The sequence below is a fragment of the Agaribacterium haliotis genome, from assembly GCF_002312815.1.
Lineage (GTDB): Bacteria > Pseudomonadota > Gammaproteobacteria > Pseudomonadales > Cellvibrionaceae > Agaribacterium > Agaribacterium haliotis.
In genome coordinates, this window is the sequence record NZ_NKQJ01000004.1 from 272,357 (window position 1) to 279,850 (window position 7,494).

General features: G+C 45.3%; 9 protein-coding genes. 4 read left to right on the plus strand and 5 right to left on the minus strand.

Annotation, left to right across the window (positions count from 1 at the left end; all coding sequences use genetic code 11):
• The first annotated feature begins 43 nt into the window (after positions 1 to 43).
• Positions 44 to 1,747 (plus strand): sodium:solute symporter family transporter, encoded by a 1,704-nt coding sequence (locus CFK45_RS07090; RefSeq protein WP_096085734.1) that lies wholly within the window; start codon positions 44 to 46, stop codon positions 1,745 to 1,747.
• Positions 1,748 to 1,820: 73 nt separating this feature from the next.
• Here CFK45_RS07090 and mltA read toward each other — a convergent pair whose 3' ends face one another.
• A complete protein-coding gene (mltA, locus tag CFK45_RS07095) occupies positions 1,821 to 3,002 on the minus strand; it encodes a murein transglycosylase A (protein WP_096085735.1) in 1,182 nt (393 codons plus the stop codon).
• An 18-nt stretch (positions 3,003 to 3,020) separates the two neighbouring features.
• Complete coding sequence (locus CFK45_RS07100) at positions 3,021 to 3,485, minus strand: hypothetical protein (RefSeq protein ID WP_096085736.1); 465 nt, start codon at positions 3,483 to 3,485, stop codon at positions 3,021 to 3,023.
• A gap of 680 nt (positions 3,486 to 4,165) precedes the next feature.
• Between CFK45_RS07100 and CFK45_RS07105 the strand changes: the two genes are divergently transcribed.
• Positions 4,166 to 4,381 (plus strand): hypothetical protein, encoded by a 216-nt coding sequence (locus tag CFK45_RS07105; RefSeq protein WP_143247498.1) that lies wholly within the window; start codon positions 4,166 to 4,168, stop codon positions 4,379 to 4,381.
• 74 nt (positions 4,382 to 4,455) lie between these two features.
• Here CFK45_RS07105 and CFK45_RS07110 read toward each other — a convergent pair whose 3' ends face one another.
• Both CFK45_RS07110 and CFK45_RS07115 read right to left on the minus strand, forming a co-directional pair.
• Positions 4,456 to 4,920, minus strand: coding sequence for a DUF3291 domain-containing protein (locus CFK45_RS07110; RefSeq protein WP_096085738.1), 465 nt, complete (start codon positions 4,918 to 4,920; stop codon positions 4,456 to 4,458).
• Between the two features lie 80 nt (positions 4,921 to 5,000).
• Entirely contained in the window at positions 5,001 to 5,597 is a 597-nt protein-coding gene (locus tag CFK45_RS07115) for a DUF1287 domain-containing protein (protein ID WP_096085739.1), read from the minus strand.
• Between the two features lie 116 nt (positions 5,598 to 5,713).
• On the opposite strand from CFK45_RS07115, the gene CFK45_RS07120 reads away from it, so the two are divergent.
• The gene (locus tag CFK45_RS07120) at positions 5,714 to 5,908 is read left to right on the plus strand and encodes a type II toxin-antitoxin system VapB family antitoxin (RefSeq protein WP_096085740.1); all 195 of its coding nucleotides are present in this window, start codon (positions 5,714 to 5,716) and stop codon (positions 5,906 to 5,908) included.
• Positions 5,905 to 6,297 (plus strand): type II toxin-antitoxin system VapC family toxin, encoded by a 393-nt coding sequence (vapC, locus tag CFK45_RS07125; RefSeq protein WP_096085741.1) that lies wholly within the window; start codon positions 5,905 to 5,907, stop codon positions 6,295 to 6,297. The genes CFK45_RS07120 and vapC overlap by 4 nt, the downstream gene beginning before the upstream one ends.
• A 12-nt stretch (positions 6,298 to 6,309) precedes the next feature.
• Here vapC and CFK45_RS07130 read toward each other — a convergent pair whose 3' ends face one another.
• Positions 6,310 to 7,398 carry a hypothetical protein gene (locus CFK45_RS07130; protein ID WP_096085742.1) on the minus strand — a complete coding sequence of 363 codons (1,089 nt, stop codon included), beginning with the start codon at positions 7,396 to 7,398 and terminating at the stop codon, positions 6,310 to 6,312.
• Positions 7,399 to 7,494: the final 96 nt, after the last annotated feature.

The window sequence follows — 7,494 nt, forward strand, 5'->3', positions numbered from 1 at the left end:
GCAAAGGTCACCGCTTTATAAAAAATAATGAGAAATAATAACTATGAATATTGTTGAAATTACGCTGTTTGTTATAGCGGTTGCGGGGGTTATTTCCCTCGGGATATGGAAAAGTCGCGCCGATACCAGCGAGCAGCAAGGCGGTGCCGCGCAGTACTTCCTCGCTGGACGAGGTTTAAGTTGGTATCTGGTTGGTTTTTCACTGATCGCCGCCAATATTAGCACCGAGCAGTTTGTTGGCATGAGTGGTAAAGCGGCCGACTGGCTGGGTATGGCGATTGCCTCGTATGAGTGGATGGCCGCGGTAACGCTGGTAATTGTTGCTTTTGTTTTTTTACCGAAGTTCCTAAAAACAGGCATATATACGGCACCGGAGTTTCTTGAATATCGCTACGGCGCTTTTTCCCGCATGGTAATGGCCGTTGCCACGCTGTTTATTTTGGTGGGGGTGCCAACGGCTTCTGTTATCTATTCCGGGGCCAAAGTTATCAGTGGTTATTACAATGATATTTGGCTAATTGGTAGCTTGAGCGCATCGTGCTGGTTAATTGCCGCTTTGGCAGCGGGTTATGTCTTTATCGGCGGTTTAAAAGCCTGCGCGTGGACGGATTTAATCTGGGGGGCGGCGCTGATTATTGGTGGTGCCATTGTTGCGGTGCTTGCATTTCAGGCGCTCGGTTCGGCTGATGCGGTTGAGCTTGCTAAAACCGCCACCTTAAAGACCATTGATACCGCCGAGCTTCAACAGGCCGGTGCCTGGGATAGATTTTTATTGCTCAACGCAGGTTCCGCTGAAGAGGGCGGCAAGTTACATATGGTGCGGCCGCTTAGCGACCCAGAAATTCCGTGGTCGGCGCTAATTGTAGGTTTGTGGATTCCGAATTTATTTTACTGGGGTTTTAACCAATATATTATTCAGCGCACCTTGGGTTCGAAGTCATTAGCTGAGGGGCAAAAAGGTATTGTGTTTGCGGCCTTCCTGAAACTACTTGTGCCTTTTGTGGTGGTGATACCCGGTATTCTTGCGTTTAACCTCTACCACGAACAGCTGTTGGCAGCTTCGGGCTCTGGGTATGACTACGATGCGGCTTTCCCAACGCTGCTGCGCAATTTGATCAAACCCTACCCGTGGATCAGCTGGTTTGTCTTGGCGGCCATTTTTGGTGCGATTGTTAGCTCACTTGCTTCGATGCTGAATTCAGCTTCGACCATTATGACCATGGATGTTTATCGCAAGATCTTTAAAAACGCCAAAGACGAGCACCTGCCTGCCGTTGGCCGTTTTTGGGTTGTGGTGTTTGTTGTGATCGCAGCGAGCATTGCGCCATCGCTGGATAGCTTTGGCGGTATTTTTACTTATATTCAGGAATTCCAGGGTTTTATTAGTTCCGGAATTATTGCGATATTTATTTTTGGCATGTTGGTGCCGCGTGCGCCGCGTTTTCTCGGCTGGAGCGGCATTGTATTAAATGCGCTGCTCTACGGTTTGATTAAATGGTGGCTCGGGCCGATTATCGTTGATGCAGGTTTATGGTTTGCCGATGAGATCAGTTTTCTCGACCGTATGGCGATCTGCTTTTTTATTGTCTGCCTATACTGTGCGCTGATGACTTGGTGGAAGCCTTTACCTGAAGCGCTGCAGCTTCCGGAAAATAAAGACATCGACTTGCGCTCATCGCCGATGGCAAAAAAATTCGGTATTGCGGTGATTATTCTCACCTCTATTCTGTACGTTATTTTTTGGTAGTTGGTTCGCTGTTAGTGCCGGTGGCCTAGGGTTTGTTAGCGCCTGCGGCTCGGGGCTAATTAGCACCTTCTGCTCAGGGCCTGCTGTTTGGGGCCAGGCTACCTTTGGGTAACAGCAGGTACATAGTTGCAGATGAGTTCATTTTTCCGGCTGCTTCGGCAGCCGCTTCGCCGTGGCCCCAGAAAAAATCGCCGCGCAACGGGCCTTTGATGGCGCCGCCCGTATCTTGAGCAATCGTTAATTTTTGCAGGCGCTGTTTAGCTTGTGCTGACGATAACGGGTGTTCGGCGTCGATGTAGATCGGTAGCCCGTAGGCGCTGTAACGCGGGTCTATTGCCAGCGAACGGCCGGGGCTTAAACTCACGCCCTCGGCGCCAATGGGGCCTTCGCTATTGAGCTTTCGAAAAAAGATATAGCTGCGGTTTGTATTCATAAGTTCGTTGGCCTTAGCTGGGTGCTGCTTTAACCACTGGCGAATGGCCTGCATCGACATGGCTTCTTTGGTTATTTCGCCGCGCTCAATTAAGGTTTTGCCGATGGCGCTGTAGAGGTGGCCGTTGTGGCCATCGTAGCCGATGCGCACAAGTTCACCGCTGTCGAGTGCAACCAGCCCCGAGCCTTGAATTTGTAGAAAAAATTTATCGATGGCGCTGTCGACCCACAGCAGTACTTCACTGGCATTTATCTGCTGTTCGATTTTTTGTCTGTCTTCGTAGGGCTGTAACTTACCCTGAGTTACGCGCCCTGCGATGCGCTGGCCTTTAAGCTGCTCTCTAAATTGACCTAAGTCTACCAGTACTAAATCTGCTGGGCGTTTGCGTATAGGTACAGAATAAACGGCGGATTTAGTATACGAGCCCCGCAAGCTGGCTTCGTAATAACCGGTTAATTGGGCCTTGGCGCCTTGTTGAGTGCGCATAAGGTAAGGCTGAAACTCTTGTTCAAAAAACGCCCGAGCAGCTTGCTCGGAGCTGGGCGCAGGCGTATCAGCTTTAGTGAGCTTTTGGCAAAGCTGGCGCAACGCTTGAATTGAGTTTTGAAGCTGCTCGGCGCCGGAATGTTTTTGTGATGTTTTCTCACAAGATTTAAGCAGCGCCATATAGGCTTCAAGCTGTTGATCGTTTTCCCAGCCGGGCAGTTGTTTAAAGCTGACGGGGCTAAGTTGCAGTTCATCTGTGTTTTGGTCTTCGCTGTCGGGTTTGGTGCAGCCGCTAAGGCCCAGTATTAACAGTGTGCACAATAGTTTACGTTTCATCAGCTTTTCGATTCTTAGTTAATGCTGTTGCTTGTTATTGTTAGTTTGGGCTCTGGCAATAAGGTAGGTGACTAAGGTGCTGCTTAACCAAAGCGCAACAAATAACCACTTGCTAAGGGCCAGTTCGGGCCTGGCGTGCAGTTGTGTGCGAATCTGTTGCATAAGCTCGGTGATATTAAAGCTAAAGCTTGCCGAGGCGGCCATCTCAGCGACAAGCTGGTCGGCCAAATTCTGGGCAATCGCCCATATGCCGACAAACAAAAATACCAGGGTAATAGCAGAGCTGATAATAAATGCACACGCCAGCATGCGCTTACCCAATAACCAAAGGCCGGCGCCGGGAAATATTAGCGCGGAGTACAGTGTAGCTTTTTTGCGAAGTTGTTTATGCTTCATAGTGATGTTCGGCGAGCCAATCTGATCTGGCAGTAGGCTAACGATAACCCCGGGGCCGCTGAAACTCAACGAAAGCACCGTATTCACAGGTGTTGGACCGTGGCTATGTACGCCTTGTGGCTATCTATGTTTTGCGTTGCTGCACTAATGGCTCTATGAGAAGACTCTCTACTGACAAGGCACTGTGTTGATAAGGCACTGTGTTAATAAGGCATTGTGTTAATAAGGCATTGTGTTAATAAGGCATTGTGTTGATAAGGCGCTGTATCGATTACTTGTTTGAGTATGCTGGCCCGGTTCATCCTTGCGGGCCAAAACCAAGTGCTAGGTAGTAAGTAGTAAGAGTTAAATGTTTTGTGGCGCTTTTTTCTGGTTGTGTGTGCGCAGCTTTTAATACCTAGCTAATAAGAATTGCCTTAACTAAATTAAGCTTTTTTTGTTTAATTTTTAACTCGTCTTTTCACGGGCTTCTCGTTGCTCTTATATTGCCTTTATGTTGCTCTTATAAAGTGAGACATAGGTAGATAGATCTATCAGTATTCATTATCTGGCGGAAGAAATGTGCGCCAGTGCCAATTGCAGCGGGTTAAACGATAGTAGTCTTTATCTCGCTTGGCAGCACTAGTATTCGACAGTGTTGTGACCTAGCTTGTGTATAAAATAGCAAGCGGCCAGTAAAAAGTACCAGTGCTTTATTTGAAGATTAATTGTTCATGTATTTGAGGTGTAACATGGGTTCTGATCGCAGTTGGCTAGAAGTGGGCGTTATGCTTGAAAAACTCCCTGAAGATCAACGCTTAGAAATAAGAAGCTGGATTAACGAAAAGTTAGGCGGTGTTAGCTGGAATCGATCCGTTAGCTATTTCTATTTTAAGTATCTGTCTGAATCTGACGATGAAATTAAAGCGTCTCTGGCGGTACTAAATAAAGTTCGCGATGTTACCGGTATGAACGCCATGGGCATGTATCAAGTAGCGAGCTAAATCGCTCTTTTCCCAAGCTCCCTGTTTTGATGGCGGACTATTTGTTCTGCCATCGCTCCTCTCTTTATTTTTTGTTATGCGTATTGTTCACTCGGTACTGCGAATGGTCTTGCAAATGTAAATGACTGCTCTGTTGAACCATTTGCATTTAATAACTCTAATGCTCGCTTGCCATCATTGGCTGTCGGTTTTGTACCTTTAGGAACCCACCACAGAGCAAGAGAAGAACCTGAGACTTTTGTAAACCAGCTCTTTTTTTGTTTCAAAATCTCAAGATGCTCACCAGAATATACATAGTCTTTGAGGGACTCATATGACTCCCAAACAGACATATTGATGATTATAAGCTCGTCATCGAAAACTGATAATTCCGTTGCATCACCTTTTTCTGTCTGCAGCCGCCAAACAAAGCCCGGACTGTTATCAGCAAGATTATTAATGTAATCAAGCTGATCTACAAAACCTTTCATTACTGGGTGATCTAAAGGCTCTTTTGCTCTCGCAATATTAACTTGTGCCAGGTGAAAACCTTCGGGCATTGCAAATCCTTATGTACTCTCGATATTTTATTAAATAAGCATAACGAGGCTACAGCAAAACCACAGCAAAACTACAGCCTTTATTTGTTATATTTTTCTGGCACATATTTGTAATGCCCAGTAATTTTATAGCCGAACAGCATGTCTTCGAGCTCTGGGCCACTACCAATGTTATGCACAATCATTGGGTTGCCAGTAGCAGGGTTGGTCTTTTCAGTGACTATGCCAATGTGAGGTAGATTTCCCGGCAGCATCCAAGTTACGAGATCACCTGGCTTGTAGTCACTGGCATTGCGGGTGACTGGCAACTCTTGGCCATGACGCTTGAAAAATGCCTGAAGATTAGGAACACGCCTGTGATCAATGTTTTTGTCTGGACGCTTCAGCCCCCATATACGCTTTGAAGGATACTGACTAAAATTGGCCTTTATATCTTCGTGCACTAACTGCTGCAGATCGGTACCTAGAGAACGATAAGAGCGTATAACAACATCTGTGCACACACCAATTTCTTTGGGTACGTCACCCATCGGATAGTCGATAGCCATATACGCACCATCATAACGAACGCTATGCTTTGTTCTTTCGTGCGCTGCGCTGACAATATCCTGCTCGAAATTTGAAGCCGTCACATTTAACGAGGCAGTACTGGCTAAAATTAAAATGATTCTACGCACAAAATCTCCGTGAAATATTACGCTGTAATAAGTGACGCAGTGACTGTTCGGTTGATTACTTTGTTACATGCTGCCACAATGTGTATTGAATTTACGAATTATACACATGGTGAGGTATGAGAACCAATATAGTAATTGACGACGGCCTAATGGCTGAAGCCCTGAAGTTTAGTGGTCTTACAACCAAGAGAGAAGCTGTAGAAGAGGGGCTTAAGGCATTGATTAGATTGAAAAAACAAGAAAATATCAAGGCCTTTAAGGGCAAGCTTGCCTGGGAGGGCGACCTTGAAGCCATGAGGGTTGATAGGTGATACTAGTCGATTCTTCGGTATGGATTGATTACTTCAATGGCCAAAAGACGAACGCAAGCGAATATCTTGATGCGGCTTTGGGAAGGGAGTACCTGCTAATTGGAGATTTGATTCTGACCGAAGTGCTCCAGGGTTTTAAGTCTGAAAAGGACTTTAATACGGCAAAAAAATTATTAACCTCATTAGAGGTTGTTGAGCTTTCGAATCCTCATCTCGCCATAAAAAGTGCTGAGAGCTTTAGGGCTTTGCGTAAAAAAGGCCTGACAGTTAGAAAAACTATTGATGTTGTCATTGCAACATATTGCATTGAAAACAATGTCACCCTCCTTCAATCCGATAAGGATTTTATACCCTTTTCGGAGCGCCTTGGTTTAAAGATTTTGCCGTAGGTATGTAACTCCTCACTCACCGTCGTCGCTTGTGCCGTCCGCGTCGCTTGATTTGTTAGGTTCTTCTTTGCCACCGATATCACTATTGGCATTCTTTAACCTGTTAATTAGATTCAGAAACCCACTATCATCTGATTCTCGAAACCTCATCCATTGAACAGAGTTGCGCGGAATAACTAGTGTAGTTTTTTCGATTTTGATATACACGTTATCAGCAGACGAATAAACGACATCCCCAGAAATAGGAAGTTTAAGCTCTTCAGGGAAGCCATCAATGCTATTAGGCTGAAGGCCTATAGTCATTACCAATGGTTTACCGCCACCGAGTTTCTTACTTATGTTCCCGTATACACCTGAGCCAAACGAAATAGCTGCTAAAAGAAAGAAGACTGCCGTATAAACCAGATTGAAACCAATCCTTTCTCTAGTGAGTCTGTATCTCTGAAATGAATCTAAAACCATATTTATATAAAATGAATACCCAAAGAACGCAGCAAAAACAAAATATATGTTTATTCCTGAAGATAGATAAAAAAAAGAAAATACTGCAATCAGCTTGAGGATGGCATCAATAATCAGATGAGCAAAGGGGTGCCTTGTATCCCAATTCGAAGTATCCATTGCATAGCTAATGACAAATACCATTGAGAGGACTACATAGAAACCGGCACTCTCAACTTGCCCAAACGCAAAGACGGAGAATAGAGCGGCGGATAGGCAATGAAGAAATGCCATTTCAATAAATAAATGGATGAATGCTACGAGCGGAGAAATAGCTGGAGCACCACTTTCTCTTAGATGGTCGATTTGCTGTCCCAGCCAACGCTGGGACAGCACTATGCCGCGACCTGCAAACAAGCCATAAACCACCAAGTAAAGTACGAATATTGCTCCTGCAACCAAGTACTCAGTACTGGCTATACCTAGTTCTACGACTCCATATTTATATAAGTGGGCGTTCAGCGTTAAGAAACCACACAGATATATAGCACCCAGGAAAATAGCTGAAAGGGTTCCTAGAGAATCTATACCGGTAAGGGGAGAAGATGCCTCTTTTTTAGATAAGTCATTATTTTCCGACTGTTCTGATTCTACTTCCATAGTTCGTACTCAATGAACCTAACGAGCCCGTAGCAAAACGGCTTCATCTTGCTCAGCGTTTTCACAAGCTATTGCTTATATTGATTGCCTAGAATT